Annotated in this window: 13 protein-coding genes, 1 tRNA gene and 1 pseudogene; 1 reads left to right on the top strand and 14 read right to left on the bottom strand. The window is 69.7% G+C overall.

What is annotated here, in order from left to right:
- Positions 1-223: 223 nt before the first annotated feature.
- The 12 genes from fusA to D8M29_RS00240 form a co-directional block, all read right to left on the bottom strand.
- Positions 224-2,338 (bottom strand): elongation factor G, encoded by a 2,115-nt coding sequence (fusA, locus tag D8M29_RS00295; protein ID WP_127434968.1) that lies wholly within the window; start codon positions 2,336-2,338, stop codon positions 224-226.
- A 117-nt stretch (positions 2,339-2,455) separates the two neighbouring features.
- Complete coding sequence (gene rpsG, locus D8M29_RS00290) at positions 2,456-2,926, bottom strand: 30S ribosomal protein S7 (RefSeq protein ID WP_010080379.1); 471 nt, start codon at positions 2,924-2,926, stop codon at positions 2,456-2,458.
- Positions 2,926-3,300, bottom strand: coding sequence for a 30S ribosomal protein S12 (gene rpsL / locus D8M29_RS00285; RefSeq protein WP_002854787.1), 375 nt, complete (start codon positions 3,298-3,300; stop codon positions 2,926-2,928). Before rpsL ends, rpsG begins: the two co-directional genes overlap by 1 nt.
- Positions 3,301-3,609: 309 nt before the next feature.
- Positions 3,610-7,506, bottom strand: a complete 3,897-nt coding sequence (locus D8M29_RS00280) for a DNA-directed RNA polymerase subunit beta' (protein WP_127434970.1) — start codon at positions 7,504-7,506, stop codon at positions 3,610-3,612.
- 83 nt (positions 7,507-7,589) lie between these two features.
- The gene (gene rpoB, locus D8M29_RS00275; protein ID WP_036337930.1) at positions 7,590-11,096 is read right to left on the bottom strand and encodes a DNA-directed RNA polymerase subunit beta; all 3,507 of its coding nucleotides are present in this window, start codon (positions 11,094-11,096) and stop codon (positions 7,590-7,592) included.
- Positions 11,097-11,381: 285 nt separating this feature from the next.
- Positions 11,382-11,768: a 50S ribosomal protein L7/L12 gene (gene rplL / locus D8M29_RS00270; RefSeq protein ID WP_002854784.1), complete on the bottom strand. Its 387-nt coding sequence runs from the start codon at positions 11,766-11,768 to the stop codon at positions 11,382-11,384.
- A gap of 70 nt (positions 11,769-11,838) precedes the next feature.
- Positions 11,839-12,360, bottom strand: a complete 522-nt coding sequence (gene rplJ, locus D8M29_RS00265; protein WP_127434969.1) for a 50S ribosomal protein L10 — start codon at positions 12,358-12,360, stop codon at positions 11,839-11,841.
- A 344-nt stretch (positions 12,361-12,704) separates the two neighbouring features.
- A complete protein-coding gene (gene rplA / locus D8M29_RS00260) occupies positions 12,705-13,412 on the bottom strand; it encodes a 50S ribosomal protein L1 (RefSeq protein ID WP_036337924.1) in 708 nt (235 codons plus the stop codon).
- Between the two features lie 77 nt (positions 13,413-13,489).
- Positions 13,490-13,921, bottom strand: a complete 432-nt coding sequence (gene rplK, locus D8M29_RS00255) for a 50S ribosomal protein L11 (RefSeq protein ID WP_010080374.1) — start codon at positions 13,919-13,921, stop codon at positions 13,490-13,492.
- 132 nt (positions 13,922-14,053) lie between these two features.
- Positions 14,054-14,938 carry a transcription termination/antitermination protein NusG gene (gene nusG, locus D8M29_RS00250; RefSeq protein ID WP_036337921.1) on the bottom strand — a complete coding sequence of 295 codons (885 nt, stop codon included), beginning with the start codon at positions 14,936-14,938 and terminating at the stop codon, positions 14,054-14,056.
- Positions 14,939-15,043: 105 nt separating this feature from the next.
- Positions 15,044-15,295: a preprotein translocase subunit SecE gene (secE, locus tag D8M29_RS00245; RefSeq protein WP_002854774.1), complete on the bottom strand. Its 252-nt coding sequence runs from the start codon at positions 15,293-15,295 to the stop codon at positions 15,044-15,046.
- Between the two features lie 80 nt (positions 15,296-15,375).
- A tRNA-Trp gene (locus D8M29_RS00240) sits at positions 15,376-15,448 on the bottom strand.
- A 173-nt stretch (positions 15,449-15,621) separates the two neighbouring features.
- On the opposite strand from D8M29_RS00240, the gene D8M29_RS00235 reads away from it, so the two are divergent.
- Complete coding sequence (locus tag D8M29_RS00235; protein WP_078025933.1) at positions 15,622-16,830, top strand: pyridoxal phosphate-dependent aminotransferase; 1,209 nt, start codon at positions 15,622-15,624, stop codon at positions 16,828-16,830.
- Between the two features lie 47 nt (positions 16,831-16,877).
- On the opposite strand, the gene D8M29_RS00230 is transcribed toward D8M29_RS00235, so the two are convergent.
- On the bottom strand, positions 16,878-17,576 hold the full coding sequence (locus D8M29_RS00230; RefSeq protein WP_095353621.1) for a response regulator transcription factor: 699 nt from the start codon (positions 17,574-17,576) through the stop codon (positions 16,878-16,880).
- Positions 17,573-17,942, bottom strand: a pseudogene (locus D8M29_RS00225) (histidine kinase); the annotation flags it as partial. The pseudogene D8M29_RS00225 and the gene D8M29_RS00230, both read right to left, overlap by 4 nt.

The following is a 17,942-nucleotide window of genomic DNA, read 5'->3' as shown; positions in this document are numbered from 1 at the left end:
CTGACAACTTGACCGAGTCTACTCGGATGGTACGGGGTTGGGGAAATCCCGGCCTCACGAGGGCCAGTCCGGTTCCAGGCCGTCGGGACCGCCGAGAGCGGACCGGACCTGACCCGTCCTGATCGCGGACCGCCGCGCCGGGGAGGGCGGTCCGGTCGCCCCGGGTCGGCCGCCGCAGCGGCGGCCGACCCGGGGCAGGTCGTTCAGAGCAGGTGACCTGCGGTCACTCGCCCTGGGACTTCTGGACGATCTCGTCCGCCACGGCCTTGGGGACCTCGGCGTAGGAGTGGAAGGTCATCGAGTACACCGCGCGACCCTGCGTCTTGGAGCGCAGGTCGCCGATGTAGCCGAACATCTCCGACAGCGGCACGAGGGCGTTGACCACCTTCACGCCGGTGGCGTCCTCCATGGACTGGATCTGGCCGCGGCGGGAGTTCAGGTCGCCGATGACGTCGCCCATGAACTCCTCGGGGGTGCGGACCTCCACGGCCATCAGCGGCTCGAGGATGATCGGGGTGGCCTTGCGGACACCCTCCTTGAAGGCCTGGGAGCCGGCGATCTTGAACGCCATCTCCGAGGAGTCGACGTCGTGGTACGCACCGTCGAGCAGGGTGGCCTTCACGCCGACCATCGGGTAGCCGGCCAGCACGCCGAACTTCATGGCGTCCTGGATGCCCGCGTCCACCGAGGGGATGTACTCGCGGGGCACGCGACCGCCGGTGACGGCGTTCTCGAACTCGTAGACCTCGCCCTCGGCGGTGTCCAGGGGCTCGAAGGACAGCTGCACCTTGGCGAACTGGCCGGAGCCGCCGGTCTGCTTCTTGTGCGTGTAGTCGACCTTGTCGACCTTGCGCTTGATGGTCTCGCGGTACGCGACCTGGGGCTTGCCCACGTTGGCCTCGACCTTGAACTCGCGCTTCATGCGGTCCACGAACACGTCCAGGTGGAGCTCGCCCATGCCGCCGATCTCGGTCTGACCGGTCTCCTCGTTGAGGTTCACGCGGAACGTGGGGTCCTCCGCGACGAGCTTCTGGATGGCGGTGGAGAGCTTCTCCTGGTCACCCTTGGTCTTCGGCTCGATGGCCACGGAGATCACGGGCTCCGGGAAGGTCATCGACTCGAGGATGATCGGGTTCGCGGGATCGCACAGGGTGTCGCCCGTGGTGGTGTCCTTGAGGCCGATCACGGCGTAGATGTGGCCGGCGACCACCTCGTCCACCGGGTTCTCCTTGTTGGCGTGCATCTGGAACAGCTTGCCGATGCGCTCCTTCTTGCCCTTGGTGGCGTTGAGGACCTGCGCACCGGACTCCAGGCGGCCGGAGTACACGCGGATGAAGGTCAGCGTGCCGAAGAAGGGGTGCGTGGCGATCTTGAAGGCGAGCGCCGAGAACGGCGCATCCTTCGACGGCTCGCGCTCCAGCACCACCTCCTCGTCGTTCACGGCGTGGCCCTTGACGGGGCCGGCGTCCAGCGGGTTCGGCAGGTAGGCGACCACGGCGTCCAGCATCGGCTGCACGCCACGGTTCTTGAACGCGGAGCCGCAGAACACCGGGTAGGCCTCGGCGTTCACGGTCAGCTGACGCGCGCCGGCCTGGATCTCCTCGACGGTGAGCTCCTCGCCCTCGAGGTACTTCTCCATGAGCTCCTCGGAGGTCTCGGCGACGGCCTCGACGAGCTCGTTGCGGTACTCCTCGGCCTTCTCCTGGAGCTCGGCGGGGATCTCGCGGGTCTCGTAGGAGGCGCCCATGGTGACGTCGCCCTTGGCGTCGCCCGGCCACACGAAGGCCTTCATGGAGATCAGGTCGACGACGCCCACGAAGTCGTTCTCGGCGCCGATCGGCAGCTGCATCACGAGCGGACGCGCGCCGAGGCGCTTCACGATCGTGTCGACGGTGAAGTAGAAGTCCGCGCCCAGCTTGTCCATCTTGTTGACGAAGCAGATGCGGGGGACGTCGTACTTGTCCGCCTGACGCCACACGGTCTCCGACTGGGGCTCCACGCCCTCCTTGCCGTCGAACACGGCGACGGCGCCGTCGAGCACGCGCAGCGAGCGCTCCACCTCGACCGTGAAGTCCACGTGGCCGGGGGTGTCGATGATGTTGATCTGGTGGTCGTTCCAGAAGCAGGTCACCGCGGCGGAGGTGATGGTGATGCCGCGCTCCTTCTCCTGCTCCATCCAGTCCGTCGTCGCGCCGCCGTCGTGGGTCTCGCCCAGCTTGTGGTTGACACCCGTGTAGAACAGGATGCGCTCGGTGGTGGTGGTCTTGCCGGCATCGATGTGGGCCATGATGCCGATGTTGCGGACCTTGTGCAGGTCAGTCAGCACGTCCTGTGCCACGGTGTCTCCCTTGGTCGGGTGGAATGGGGGGCTCGTGAGGTGGATGCGGTGGGTGGCCCGTCCGAGAGGACGCACCGGCGGCCCGAGGCGCGGATCGCGCGCCCCGGGCCACACGGATCACCAGCGGTAGTGGGCGAAGGCCTTGTTGGCCTCGGCCATCTTGTGGGTGTCCTCGCGACGCTTCACGGCACCGCCCAGGCCGTTCGAGGCGTCCAGGATCTCGTTCATCAGGCGCTCGGTCATGGTCTTCTCACGGCGGGCCTTGGAGAAGCCGACCAGCCAGCGCAGGGCCAGGGCCGTGGAGCGGCCCGGCTTGACCTCGACGGGCACCTGGTAGGTGGCGCCGCCGACGCGGCGGGAGCGCACCTCGAGGGCCGGCTTGATGTTGTCCATGGCCTTCTTGAGGGTGGCCACGGGATCGGCGCCGTTCTTGGCACGGGCGCCCTCGAGCGCGCCGTACACGATGCGCTCGGCGGTGGACTTCTTGCCGTCGACGAGCACCTTGTTGATCAGCTGCGTGACCAGCGGGGAGCCGTAGACGGGATCGACGACGAGGGGGCGCTTCGGCGCAGGACCCTTACGAGGCATTACTTCTTCTCCTTCTTGGCTCCGTAGCGGGAGCGGGCCTGGCCGCGGTTCTTCACGCCCTGGGTGTCGAGGGCGCCGCGCACGATCTTGTAGCGCACGCCGGGCAGGTCCTTCACACGACCGCCGCGGACGAGCACGATCGAGTGCTCCTGCAGGTTGTGGCCCTCGCCGGGGATGTAGGCGGTGACCTCGATGCCGCCGTTCAGGCGCACACGGGCGACCTTGCGCAGCGCCGAGTTCGGCTTCTTGGGCGTGGTGGTGTACACACGGGTGCACACGCCACGACGCATGGGGTTCCCCTGCAGCGCAGGGGCCTTCGTATTGACGACCTTGGGTGAGCGGCCCTTGCGGACCAGCTGCTGAATCGTAGGCACTCTTCAGCCTTCCTGTGTTTCGGTGATCGCTGACGTGATCGACCAGCGCCCGGGGCGCCGGCTGTTCGTTCCTCTGCTCTGCCTCTCCCTGGGGGCTCGCAACGAGCAGACGTCCGCAGGCGTGCAAAAGTGTGGCATCTGCCGCGCAATGACCCCGCGACCCGGACAGCGTCCAATTTGCCACACGAAAAACAATCCTTGACAGCATAGCACGCCCCGGCGCCATCGACGAGCCGGCCCCGCACGGCCAGGAGGCCCGCCCCTCCCCCGCGTGAGCGGCGGAGCGGCGGGCCCCCTGGGGGACACGGATCAGGCGCGGAAGTCGCCCCCGCGGCCGTAGTCGTCGAGCGAGACGGCGTGGAAGTCGTTCTCGCCGAGCGACTGGTCCAGGCCCGGGTAGTCGAAGTCCGCGAAGCCGGCCGGCGAGGCGAACAGGTTGGCCTTCGCCTCCTCCGTCGGCTCCACGACGGTCTTCGTGTAGCGGTCCAGGCCCGTGCCGGCCGGGATCAGCTTGCCGATGATCACGTTCTCCTTCAGGCCCAGCAGCGGGTCGGACTTGCCCTCCATGGCCGCCTGCGTCAGGACGCGGGTCGTCTCCTGGAAGGACGCGGCCGACAGCCACGAGTCCGTGGCCAGCGAGGCCTTCGTGATGCCCATCAGCTCGTCGCGGCCGGAGGCCGGCTGGCGGCCCTCGGCGACGGCGGCGCGGTTGGCGGCCACGAAGCGCGCCCGGTCCGTGAGCTCGCCCGGCAGCAGGTCGGTGTCACCGGACTCGATGACGGTGATGCGACGCAGCATCTGCCGGACGATGACCTCCACGTGCTTGTCGTGGATGCCCACGCCCTGGGACTGGTACACGTTCTGCACCTCGTCCACGAGGAACCGCTGTGCGGCCCGCGGGCCGAGCACGCGCAGGACCTGCTTCGGGTCCACGGCGCCGGCCACGAGCTGCGTGCCCACCGGCACGTGCTCGCCGTCGGCCACGAGGATGCGCGCACGGCGCAGCACCGGGTAGGCGATCTCCTCGGAGCCGTCGTCCGGGGTGAGCAGCAGGCGCACGGACGTCTCGGTGTCCTCGATGGTCACGCGGCCGGCGACCTCGGAGATCGGGGCCACGCCCTTCGGGGTGCGGGCCTCGAAGAGCTCCTGGATGCGGGGCAGACCCTGCGTGATGTCGTCGGCCGAGGCCACACCGCCGGTGTGGAACGTGCGCATGGTGAGCTGGGTGCCCGGCTCACCGATCGACTGGGCCGCGATGATGCCGACGGCCTCGCCGATGTCCACCAGCTGGCCGGTGGCCATGGAGCGGCCGTAGCACTTCGCGCAGGTGCCCACGGCGGACTCGCAGGTCAGGACCGAACGGACCTTGATCTCCGTGACGCCTGCGGCCACCAGCTCGCCGATCAGCACGTCGCCCACGTCGGCGCCGGCCGAGGCCAGCACCGTGCCGTCCTCGCCCGTGACGTCCTGGGCCAGCGTGCGGGCGAAGGCCGAGTTCTCGACCTGCTCGTGGGCCACCAGCTCGCCGTCGGCGTTCGGCGCGGCGATCGTCACGGACAGGCCGCGCTCGGTGCCGCAGTCGTCCTCGCGGACGATGACGTCCTGGGACACATCGACGAGACGACGGGTCAGGTAGCCCGAGTTCGCGGTCTTCAGCGCGGTGTCCGCGAGGCCCTTGCGGGCGCCGTGGGTGGCGGAGAAGTACTCGAGCACGGACAGGCCCTCGCGGTACGAGGACTTGATCGGACGCGGGATGATCTCACCCTTCGGGTTGGCCACCAGGCCGCGGATGCCCGCGATCTGGCGCACCTGGAGCCAGTTGCCTCGCGCACCGGAGGACACCATGCGGTTGATGGTGTTGAGCTCCGGCAGGCCGTCCTTCATGGCCGCGGCGACCTCGTCGGTGGCCTTGTTCCAGATGTCGATCAGCTCGGAGCGACGCTCATCGTCCGCGATCAGGCCCTTGTCGTACTGCTGCTGCACGCGCTGGGCCTGCTCCTCGTAGCCCTCCATGATGGCGGCCTTGTCGAAGTCGGAGGTGATGTCCGAGATCGCCACGGTCACACCCGACCAGGTGCCCCAGTGGAAGCCGGCGTCCTTGAGGTTGTCCAGCGTCTGCGCGGTGACGACCATCGGGTAGCGCTCGGCCAGGTCGTTGACCAGCTGACCGAGGGTGCCCTTGGTCGCCTGCTTGTCCAGCCACGGGTAGTCGTCCGGCAGCAGCTCGTTGAACAGCACCTTGCCCAGGGTGGTCTCGATGAGGGCGATCTCGCCCTCGGACCAGCCCTCGGGGGCCGGCACAGCCGCCGAGGGCACGAAGCCCTCGACGCCGATCCGTGCGGGCGCGTTCAGGTGCAGGTCGCCGCCGTCGAACGCCATGATGGCCTCGCCGACGGTCGCGTACAGGTTGCCCGCGCCGACCTCGTCCGGACGCACCGTGGTGAGGTGGTTCAGGCCGATGATCATGTCCTGGGCCGGCACGGCGACCGCGCGGCCGTCCGAGGGCTTCAGGATGTTGTGGCTCGAGAGCATGAGCAGGCGCGCCTCGGCCTGGGCCTCCGGCGACAGGGGCAGGTGGACCGCCATCTGGTCGCCGTCGAAGTCCGCGTTGAACGCGGAGCAGACCAGCGGGTGCAGCTGCAGGGCCTTGCCCTCCACGAGCTGCGGCTCGAAGGCCTGGATGCCCAGACGGTGCAGGGTGGGGGCGCGGTTCAACAGGACCGGGTGCTCGGTGATGACCTCCTCGAGCACGTCCCAGACCTGCGGACGGAAGCGCTCCACCATGCGCTTGGCGGACTTGATGTTCTGCGCGTGGTTCAGGTCCACGAGACGCTTCATCACGAACGGCTTGAACAGCTCCAGCGCCATCTGCTTGGGCAGGCCGCACTGGTGCAGCTTGAGCTGGGGACCCACCACGATGACCGAGCGGCCCGAGTAGTCCACGCGCTTGCCGAGCAGGTTCTGACGGAACCGGCCCTGCTTGCCCTTGAGCATGTCGGAGAGCGACTTGAGCGGGCGGTTGCCCGGGCCGGTCACCGGCCGGCCGCGGCGGCCGTTGTCGAACAGCGAGTCCACGGCCTCCTGCAGCATGCGCTTCTCGTTGTTGACGATGATCTCGGGCGCGCCGAGGTCGAGCAGCCGCTTCAGGCGGTTGTTGCGGTTGATCACGCGACGGTACAGGTCGTTGAGGTCGGAGGTCGCGAAGCGGCCGCCGTCCAGCTGCACCATCGGACGCAGCTCCGGCGGGATCACCGGGACGGCGTCCAGGACCATGCCCTCCGGCGAGTTGTCCGTGGTCAGGAACGCGTTGACGACCTTCAGACGCTTCAGGGCGCGGGTCTTGCGCTGGCCCTTGCCCGTCTTGATGGTCTCACGCAGCATCTCGGACTCGGCCTCGAGGTCGAAGGTCTGCAGGCGACGCTGGATCGCCTCCGCGCCCATCGCGCCCTCGAAGTACTGGCCGTACTTGTCCCGCATGGCGCGGTACAGGCCCTCGTCGCCCTCGAGGTCGGCGACCTTGAGGTTCTTGAAGCGGTCCCAGACCTGCTGCTTGCGGTCCAGCTCCGCGTCCGCGCGCTTGCGGATCTGCGCCATGGTCTTGTCCGCGGCGTCGCGGGCCTTCTTCTTCTCGGCGGCCTTGGCGCCCTCGGACTCCAGCTTGGCCAGGTCCTTCTCGAGGTCGGCGGCCACCGCGGCGATGTCGGAGTCGCGCTGGTCGGCCAGGACACGGGTCTCCTGGTCGTACTCGGCCTGGAGGTTGGCCAGGTCGCGGTGCCGCGCCTCCTCGTCCACCGAGGTGATCATGTAGGCCGCGAAGTAGATGACCTTCTCGAGGTCCTTCGGCGCCAGGTCCAGCAGGTAGCCCAGGCGCGAGGGCACGCCCTTGAAGTACCAGATGTGGGTGACCGGCGCGGCCAGCTCGATGTGGCCCATGCGGTCGCGGCGCACCTTCGAGCGGGTCACCTCGACGCCGCAGCGCTCACAGATGATGCCCTTGAAGCGCACGCGCTTGTACTTGCCGCACGCGCACTCCCAGTCACGGGTGGGGCCGAAGATCTTCTCGCAGAAGAGTCCGTCCTTCTCCGGCTTCAGGGTGCGGTAGTTGATGGTCTCCGGCTTCTTGACCTCGCCGTAGGACCAGCGGCGGATGTCCTCCGCCGTGGCCAGGCCGATGCGCATCAGGCCGAAAGAGTTGTCAGTGGACATGCTGTTCACGCTCATGCTCCGGTGAACTCCCTTGGTTCAGTGGTTCTCAGGTGACGTCTTGTGGATGCGGGATCGGGCCCGGCTCAGACTTCCTCCACCGAGCTCGGCTCGGCGTGGGAGAGGTCGATGCCCAGCTCCTCGGCGGCGCGGTAGACCTCGTCCTCCGCGTCGCGCATCTCGATGGCCTGGCCGTCGGCGGAGAGGACCTCCACGTTCAGGCAGAGGGACTGCATCTCCTTGATGAGCACCTTGAAGGACTCGGGAACACCCGGCTCCGGGATGTTCTCGCCCTTGACGATGGCCTCGTAGACCTTCACGCGGCCGTGGATGTCGTCCGACTTGATGGTCAGCAGCTCCTGGAGGGTGAACGCCGCGCCGTACGCCTCGAGCGCCCACACCTCCATCTCGCCGAAGCGCTGGCCGCCGAACTGGGCCTTACCGCCCAGCGGCTGCTGCGTGATCATCGAGTACGGGCCCGTGGAACGGGCGTGGATCTTGTCGTCCACCAGGTGGTGCAGCTTGAGCATGTACATGTAGCCCACGGACACCGGGTCCGGGAACGGCTCGCCGGTGCGGCCGTCGAACAGCTGCGCCTTGCCGCTGTCGCTCATGAGACGGTCGCCGTCACGGGTCACGTTCACGTGGCCGAGCAGGCCCGTGATCTCGTACGCCTCGGCGCCGTCGAACACCGGGGTGGCCACGTTGACCGGACCGGACTGCCGCGGGAAGTTCGGCAGGTCCTTGATCCACTCCGGCTCGCCCTGGATGTCCCAGCCTCGCGAGGCGGCCCAGCCCAGGTGCAGCTCCATGACCTGGCCGAGGTTCATGCGGCCGGGGACGCCGAGCGGGTTCAGCACGATGTCCACCGGGGTGCCGTCCGCCAGGAACGGCATGTCCTCGAGCGGCAGGATCTTCGAGATGACGCCCTTGTTGCCGTGGCGGCCGGCCATCTTGTCGCCGTCGGTGATCTTGCGCTTCTGCGCCACGTAGACGCGCACCAGCTGGTTCACGCCCGGGGGCAGGTCGTCGTCCTCGTCGCGGTCGAAGATGCGCACGCCGATGACGGTGCCGGACTCGCCGTGCGGCACCTTCAGGGACGTGTCGCGGACCTCGCGGGACTTCTCGCCGAAGATCGCGCGCAGCAGGCGCTCCTCCGGGGTCAGCTCGGTCTCGCCCTTCGGGGTCACGCGGCCGACCAGGATGTCGCCGGCCTCCACCTCCGCGCCGATGTGGATGATGCCGCGCTCGTCGAGCTGCGACAGCACCTCCTCGGACACGTTGGGGATGTCGCGCGTGATCTCCTCCGCGCCCAGCTTGGTGTCGCGGGCGTCGACCTCGTGCTCCTCGATGTGGATCGAGGTGAGGACGTCCTCCGAGACCATGCGCTGGGACAGGATGATCGCGTCCTCGTAGTTCAGGCCCTCCCAGGGCATGAACGCGACGAGGAGGTTCTTGCCGAGCGCGAGCTCGCCGTTGTCCGTGGCGGGACCGTCGGCGATGATGCTCAGCGGCTCCACCCGCTCGCCCTCGGACACGCGCACCCGCTGGTTGTAGGCGTTGCCCTGGTTCGAGCGGGCGAACTTCATGATCGGGTAGTGCGTGGTGGTGCCGTCGTCGTTCATGACGGTCACCAGGTCCGCGGCCACCTCGGTCACGACGCCGCCCTGGGTGGCCGTCACGGAGTCGCCCGCGTCCACGGCCACGTACTTCTCCATGCCGGTGCCCACGTAGGGGGCCTCGGAGCGGAGCAGCGGCACGGCCTGACGCTGCATGTTCGCGCCCATGAGCGCGCGGTTGGCGTCGTCGTGCTCGAGGAACGGGATGAGGGCGGTGGCCGCCGACACCATCTGGCGCGGGGACACGTCCATGTAGTCGATCTCGTCCACGGTCGAGAGCACGGGCTCGCCGTCGCCGCCGCGCTGGCGGCAGAGCACGAGCTCCTCCTCGAACCGGCCGTCCTCGTCCACCGGGGCGTTCGCCTGGGCGATCTGGAAGGCCAGCTCGTCGTCGGCGGTCAGGTAGTCCACGGTGTCCGTGACCCGGCCGTCGACCACGCGGCGATACGGGGTCTCGATGAAGCCGAAGGAGTTGATCCGGCCGAAGGTCGCCAGCGAACCGATGAGGCCGATGTTCGGGCCTTCCGGGGTCTCGATGGGGCACATGCGGCCGTAGTGCGACGGGTGGACGTCACGGACCTCCATGCCGGCACGGTCGCGGGACAGTCCACCCGGGCCGAGCGCGGACAGGCGGCGCTTGTGCGTCAGGCCGGCCAGCGGGTTGTTCTGGTCCATGAACTGGGACAGCTGCGAGGTGCCGAAGAACTCCTTGATCGCCGCCACCACGGGGCGGATGTTGATCAGGGTCTGCGGGGTGATCGCCTCGACGTCCTGGGTGGTCATGCGCTCACGCACGACGCGCTCCATGCGGGACAGGCCGGTGCGGATCTGGTTCTCGATCAGCTCGCCCACCGCGCGGATGCGACGGTTGCCGAAGTGGTCGATGTCGTCGATCTCCACGCGCACGTCCACCGGCTCGCCGTCGCGCGTGCCCTTGATGGCGGTCTCGCCGGCGTGCAGCGCGGCGATGAAGTGCACCATCTGGACGATGTCGTCCTCGGTGAGCACGGACGCGTTGGGGTCGCCGAGGTGCACGTCCACGCCGAGCTTGCGGTTGAGCTTGTAGCGGCCCACCTTGGCGAGGTCGTAGCGCTTCGGGGTGAAGTACAGGTTGTTCAGCAGCGCCTGCGCGGCGTCGACGGCGGCCGGCTCGCCCGGGCGCAGCTTGCGGTAGATGTCGAGCAGGGCCTCGTCCTGGTCCGCGGTGCCGTCCTTCTCGAGGGTGGCGCGAATGGAGTCGTAGTGCCCGAACTCCTCCAGGATGCGGGACTCGGTCCAGCCCATGGCCTTGAGCAGCACCGTCACGGGCTGCTTGCGCTTGCGGTCGAGGCGGACGCCGACCTGGTCGCGCTTGTCCACCTCGAGCTCGAACCAGGCGCCGCGCGAGGGGATGATCTTCGCCGAGAAGATCTCCTTGTCGGAGGTCTTGTCCGGAGTGCGCTCGAAGTAGGCGCCCGGGGAGCGGACCAGCTGGGAGACGACGACGCGCTCGGTGCCGTTGATGATGAACGTGCCGTTGCGGGTCATCAGCGGGAAGTCGCCCATGAAGACGGTCTGCTGCTTGATCTCGCCGGTCGTGTTGTTCATGAACTCGGCCTTGACGTACAGCGGGGCGGAGAAGGTCGCGTCGCGATCCTTGCACTCCTCCTCCGTCATCTTCGCGTCGGCGAACTCCGGCTCGGCGAAGGACAGGGACATGGTGCCCTGGAAGTCCTCGATCGGGGAGATCTCCTCGAAGATGTCCGTCAGTCCCGAGGTGACGGGCACGGAGTGGTCGTCGGCGGCCAGGGCGGCGTCGACGCGCGTGGCCCACCGCTCATTGCCGATCAGGCGGTCGAACGACTCGGTCTGCAGCGCCAGCAGGTCCGGCACGTCCAGCGGCTCGGAGATCTTGGCGAAGGAGACGCGTCCGGCGGAGGCGCCGGATCGCGGGGAGACGGTAGCGGTTTCGTTGGAGGTGCTCGAGGCGACCACGTAGGATCCTTCCACAGGCCTTCTGGGTTCCGTTCGCTCCCCTGCCGCGAGACGGCGGCGCCGGCCCACCGCTATATGAAGGCCGTGCGGAACCGTGCGAGCCACGGCGGGACGCGGGGTCCTGTGGGCAGCACGGAACAGGGGAGATGCAAAGATCCATCCTATCCCCGCCCGTCGCCCCTGTCCAGTCGCGGATGCGTGACCTGGAACGCCACGAGGCCCCCGGTCCGCAGTGCGGGTCCGGGGGCCTCGTGAGGAAGCGTGATGCGGCTCAGGCCGCGATCATCACTTGAGGGTGACGGTGGCGCCGGCGCCCTCGAGCTGCTCCTTGGCCTTCTCGGCGGCCTCCTTGTTGACGCCCTCGAGGACGGGCTTGGGGGCGCCGTCCACCAGGTCCTTGGCCTCCTTCAGGCCGAGGGAGGTGAGGGCGCGCACCTCCTTGATGACGCCGATCTTCTTGTCGCCGGCGGCCTCGAGGATGACGTCGAACTCGTCCTTCTCCTCGGCGGCGGCCTCGGCACCACCGGCGGCACCGCCGGCGGCGGCCACGGCCACGGGGGCGGCGGCGGTGACGTCGAACTTCTCCTCGAACGCCTTGATGAACTCGGACAGCTCGATGAGGGTCAGCTCCTCGAACGCGGCGAGCAGCTCTTCGGTGGTCAGCTTGGCCATGATGGCTCCTTTACGGGTACGTCTTGACTACGTTGTGAAGTGGTGGGCCGTGCAGCCCGGGGCGGGCTGCTCAGGCAGCCTCGCCCTGCGCGGCGCGCAGCGCCTCGACCGTGCGGACGGTCTTGGACAGCGGCGCCTGGAACAGGGCGGCAGCCTTGGACATGCTGCCCTTCATCGCGCCGGCGAACTTGGCCAGCAGCACCTCGCGGGACTCGAGGTCCGCGAGCTGCTTGATGCCGGCCTCGTCCAGGGGCTGGCCATCCATGTAGCCGCCCTTGAGCACGAGCTTCTCGTGATCCTTGGCAAAGTCACGCAGGGCCTTCGCGACGTTGACCGGGTCCCCGGTCACGAACGCGATCGCGGTGGGACCGGACAGGTGAGCCTCGAGGCCCTCCAGACCGGCGTCCTTGGCCGCGATCTCGGCCAGCGTGTTCTTCGCCACGGCGTAGGTCGCGTCCTGACGGATGGAGTCACGCAGCTGCTTGAGCTCCGCCACCGTCAGGCCACGGTATTCCGTCAGAACAGCGGCGCTGGACTCACGGAACAGGTCCGTGAGCTCAGCCACCGCCGACTCCTTCGCGGACGTCGCCATGGCACTCCTCTCGATGATGCGTGGGAACCGCCACCCCGAGACGAGAAAACGCCCCGTGCAGATGCACGGGGCGCGGCGGGAGCATCGACGCGGTCGGACCCGAAGGGTCGACGAGCGGATGCGAGCGTGGCTCACGTTCACCTGCGCGGGCCGTCTCCGTCAGGGAGATCCTTCGGTGGAGTCTGCCCGGAGGCAGGGCACCACGACCGGCGGTCTTCGGTACGCACCAGCGTACACGTCCGGGGCGGGCCCGCAAAATCGACCCGGGACGACGTCGGCCGGTCGTCCCCGCTGCGGGGACGACCGGCCGACGTCGTGGGCCCCGGTCGCCGGGGCCGCGTGGCTCAGAGCTCCGAGGAGTCCACCGAGGTCACGTTCGGGTCCATGGGCACGCCCGGGCCGAAGGTGGTGGCCACGGTGGCCTTGGAGATGTAGCGGCCCTTGGAGGAAGACGGCTTCAGACGCAGGACCTCCTCGAGGGCTGCGGCGTAGTTCTCCACCAGGGCCTTGGCCTCGAAGGAGGTCTTGCCGATGATGAAGTGCAGGTTGGAGTGCTTGTCGACGCGGAAGTCGATCTTGCCGCCCTTGATGTCGGCCACGGCCTTGGCCACGTCCGGGGTCACGGTGCCGGTCTTGGGGTTCGGCATCAGGTTGCGGGGGCCGAGCACCTTGCCCAGACGACCGACCTTGCCCATGAGCTCCGGGGAGGCCACGGCGGCGTCGAAGTCCACCCAGCCCTCGGAGATCCGGGCGATCAGGTCGTCGTCACCCACGACGTCCGCGCCGGCGGCGCGGGCGGCCTCGGCGCGGTCACCGGTGGCGAACACGACGACGCGGGCGGTCTTGCCGGTGCCGTGGGGCAGGCTCACGGAGCCGCGGACCATCTGGTCGGCCTTGCGGGGGTCGACCGAGAGGCGGAGGGCCACCTCCACGGTGGCGTCGATCTTGGAGGGGTTGGTCTCCTTGGCGAGGCGGATCGCCTCCACCGGCGAGTACAGATCCTCGCCGATCGCGGCCTTGGCCGCCTTGTATGCCTTGCTGCGCTGTGCCATCTGCGTTCTTCTCCTTGTGCAGTCGTGGTCTGCGGGCCGCGCTCGGCCCTGCCACTGGAAGGGGGTGGGGGTGGGCGTCAGCCCTCGACGGTGATGCCCATCGAGCGGGCGGTGCCCGCGATGATCTTGGCGGCGGCCTGCACGTCGTTGGCGTTCAGGTCCTCCATCTTGGTCTGGGCGATCTCCTCGCACTGGGCCTGGGTCAGCGTGCCGACCTTGGCCGTGTGCGGGGTGGCGGAGCCCTTGGCGACGCCGGCGGCCTTCTTGATGAGCTCGGCGGCCGGCGGAGTCTTGGTCACGAAGGTGAACGAGCGGTCCTCGTACACGGTGATCTCGACCGGGACCACGTTGCCGCGCTGCGACTCGGTGGCGGCGTTGTACGCCTTGCAGAACTCCATGATGTTCACGCCGTGCTGGCCCAGGGCGGGGCCAATGGGCGGGGCCGGGTTGGCGGCGCCGGCCTGGATCTGAAGCTTGATCAGACCGGTGACCTTCTTCTTGGGAGCCATGAGTGGATCCTTCTCTCACTGGGGGACCCTCGGCGCAGGAGCGCACCGGGGGCGGTGGCCGCCGTGGCGCGGCGGCCGGTGCCGCGTCCGGGCCGGCAGGCGGCCGGCCCGGTGCGGAAGCGTCGGGTGTCCTCAGATGGCCTTGGTCACCTGGTTGAAGGACAGCGTCACGGGGGTCTCGCGCTCGAAGATCGAGACGAGCACCACGAGCTGCTGGGCTTCCGGCTTGATCTCGGAGATCGTGGCCGGGAGGGTCTCGAACGGGCCGTCGTTGACGGTGACCGACTCGCCGACCTCGAAGTCCACGTGGATCGCAGGGGCGGCGGGCGCACCGGACTCGACCAAGGCGGGGACGGCCAGGCCGGCCTTCTCGGCGGCGCGGGCGGCCTCCTGGATCACGGACGGGGCGAGCATGTCGTACACCTCGTCCAGGCTGAGCGGCTGCGGGTGGTGGGCGTCGTTGCCCACGAAGCCCGTGACGCCCGGGGTGTGCCGCACGACGCCCCACGAGGCGTCGTCGAGGTCCATGCGGACGAGCACGTAGCCCGGGATGCGCACGCGCGAGACGATCTTGCGCGTGGTGTTCTTGATCTCCACGACCTCCTCCATGGGGACCTCGATCTCGTAGATCGAGTCCTCCATGTCCTGGGTCAGGATGCGGGCCTCGAGGTTCGTCTTCACGCGCTTCTCGTAGCCGGCGTAGGTGTGGACGACGTACCAGTCGCCGGGCTGGCGGCGCAGGCGGGTGCGCAGCTCCTCGGCGGGGTCCACGGCGGGCTCGTCGTCGGCCTGCTCCTCGACGGGGGTCGGCGCGTCCTCGCCCTCGGCGACGGCCAGGTCGGCCTCCTGCACGGTGGCCTCGGCGGTCTCGTCACCGCTGCCGGCGGCCTCGTCCAGGGCGTCCTCGACGGGCGTCCCGGCGTCCTGCGCGGTCTCGGCGGTCTCCTCGGCCACGGCGTCCTCCGACATCGGGACGGACTCCTCGGCGGGCTGACGATCCAGTTCCTGCTCGGACACGGTTCCTGCTTTCTGCTGACGGACGGCGGGCCCTGCCGTCGGGGAGGGCCCTCACGGGCGTGCGGGGGGACGCGTCCTGCGATGTCGGGACCGTCCGCGCCGGGCTCAGAGGCCGCCGGCGCCGAACAGGAGACCCGCCACGGTGCCGAACACCCAGTCCAGCCCCATGACCAGCAGGATCATGAACGCCACGAAGGCGAGCACCACTCCGGTCGTACGCAGCAGCTCCTCGCTCGTGGGGGTGACGACCTTGCGGAGCTCGTCCACCACCTGGCGCAGGAACAGCGCGATCCGCGCGAACAGCCCGCGACGCTGCCTGCTCGGCGTGGGGGTGGGTCCCCCGCCGTTCGCCGCCATCTCAGTCACGTGGCCTCACTCGTCGGATCGCCGAATCGCTTTCTACACGTCCGATGCCGAGCACGAGGCCCGGCATCGAGCAGGGCAGACAGGACTCGAACCTGCAACCTGCGGTTTTGGAGACCGCTGCGCTACCAATTGCGCCACTACCCTTCGGACCGACGGAGCCGGCCGAACCCTCGCGGGATCGACCGTGAACGCGGTACCGGAGACCCAGGATACGCCATCGGGCGGCGGGAGTCGAACGGGTCCCGGGCAGTCAGTACCCTGGCAGGACGGAGCCCCGCTCCGCCCCGCCCTCCCCGTCGAGCTCGAAGAAGGTCCCCATGGCCGCGCCCGCCCGCCGCGTCTCCGCCCGTCTGTCCGCCATCGCGCCCTCCGCCACCCTCGCCGTCGACGCCCGCGCCAAGGAGCTCAAGGCCGCCGGGCGCCCGGTGATCGGCTTCGGCGCCGGCGAGCCCGACTTCCCCACCCCGGACTACATCGTGGAGGCCGCCGTCGCCGCGGCCCGGGACCCGAAGAACCACCGCTACTCCCCCGCCTCCGGCCTGCCCGAGCTGCGCGAGGCGATCGCGGACAAGACGCTGCGCGACTCCGGCGTATCCCTCGAGGCCGCCCAGGTGCTGGTGACCAACGGCGGGAAGCAGGCCGTGTACAACGCCTTCGCCGCGCTGCTGGACCCGCAGGACGAGGTGCTCGTCCCCGCCCCCTACTGGACCACCTACCCCGAGGCGATCCGCCTGGCCGGCGGCGTGCCGGTGGAGGTGTTCGCCGGCCCCGAGCAGGGCTACAAGGTCACCGTGGACCAGCTCGACGAGTCCGTCACGGACCGCACCAAGGTGCTCCTGTTCGTCTCCCCCTCCAACCCCACCGGCGCCGTGTACTCCCCCGAGGAGACGGCGGCGATCGGCCAGTGGGCACGGGAGCGGGGGCTGTGGGTGGTCACCGACGAGATCTACGAGCACCTGACCTACGACGGCATGCCGTTCACCTCGATCGTCCGCGCCGTGCCCGAGCTGGCGGAGCAGTCCGTGATCCTCAACGGCGTCGCCAAGACCTACGCGATGACGGGCTGGCGCGTCGGCTGGATGGCCGGTCCGCTGGACGTGGTCAAGGCCGCCACGAACCTGCAGTCCCACGCCACCTCGAACGTGGCCAACGTGTCGCAGCGGGCCGCGCTGGCCGCCATCGCCGGCCCGTTGGACGCCGTGGCGGAGATGAAGACGGCGTTCGACCGCCGGCGCCGGGCCATGGTCGAAGCCATGGACGCCGTGCCGGGCTTCCACTGTCCCACCCCGCAGGGTGCGTTCTACGCGTACGTGGACGTGCGGGAGGCGCTCGCGAAGACCTACCGCGGCGGCGTCACCCCCGCGACGTCGGCCGAGCTGGCCGCCTTCATCCTCGACGAGGCGGAGGTCGCCGTGGTCCCGGGCGAGGCGTTCGGCCCGTCCGGCTATCTGCGACTGTCCTACGCGCTGGGCGATGCGGACCTCGCCGAGGGCGTCGAGCGCATCCGCGCCCTGCTCAGCGCCTGAGCCGCACACCCCACCCCTGAGCCCCGCGACGCCGCGTGCCGCGGGGCTCAGGCGTATCCGCGGCGCGCGGCCCAGCGGGTCAGCTCGTGGCGGTTGGAGAGCTGGAGCTTGCGCAGCACGGAGGACACATGGGTCTCGACCGTGCGGTCCGAGATGAACAGCTCCGCCCCGGCCTCCCGGTAGGTGTAGCCGCGGGCGATCAGCCGCATGACCTCCCGCTCCCGTGCCGAGAGCCGGTCGAGGTCCTCGTCGGGGGCCGCAGCCCCGCTCGTCGCCGCGGCGGGGACGGGCGGGGACGCGGGCGCCGTGCCGCGGAAGGCGTCGAGGACGAACCCGGCCAGTCGGGGCGAGAACACGGCATCGCCGTCGGCCACGCGGACCGCCGCGTCCGCCACCTCCACGCCGGAGGCCGTCTTGGTGATGTAGCCGCGGGCCCCCGCACGGATCACGGCGACGACGTCCTCGGCCGCGTCCGAGACGGACAGTGCCAGGAACCGCTGCGCGGGTCGGCGCGCGAGGACGCGTTCGGCCACCTCCGCTCCCCCGCCGCCGGCCCCGCCGGGCAGGTGCACGTCCAGCAGCACCACATCCGGCACCAGGTCCAGCACGGTGCGGACGGCCTCGTCCACGTCCCCGGCCTCGCCGACGATGGCCAGTCGGTCCGGGTCCAGGTCGGCGCGCAGGCCGGAGCGGAAGATCGCGTGGTCGTCCACGATGACGGCCGTGCGCGGGGCGGGGTCGGTCATGGGTGCTCCTGTCCGGCGCGCGCTCGCGCTCCCTCGGGCTCGGTCAGCGTCAGGTGGACCTCGGTGCCGCCCGGGCCGGACCGGATGCGGGCGGCCCCGCCGGCACGCTCCATGCGGCCGAGGATCGACTCCCGCACGCCGAGCCGGTCGGCCGGGACCGTGTGCAGGTCGAAGCCGGGGCCACGGTCCCGGACGAACACCTCCGCGACGGTGCGGCCATGGTCGTCCTCACCGGCCTCCGCGAAGACCTGCGCGTCGCCGGCGTGCCGGGCCGCGTTCTGCATGGCCTCGCGTGCCGCGGCCGCGAGCGGCTCGAGCCACGCCCCGGCGGCCCGGCCCACGGCCACGACCTCCACCCGGGACCCG

Origin of the sequence: Micrococcus sp. HSID17227, from assembly GCF_003989405.1 — a bacterium.
In the GTDB taxonomy this organism is placed as follows: domain Bacteria; phylum Actinomycetota; class Actinomycetes; order Actinomycetales; family Micrococcaceae; genus Micrococcus; species Micrococcus luteus.
Note: the sequence above shows the minus strand (reverse complement) of the source record. Positions and strands in the feature narration are given on the sequence as shown.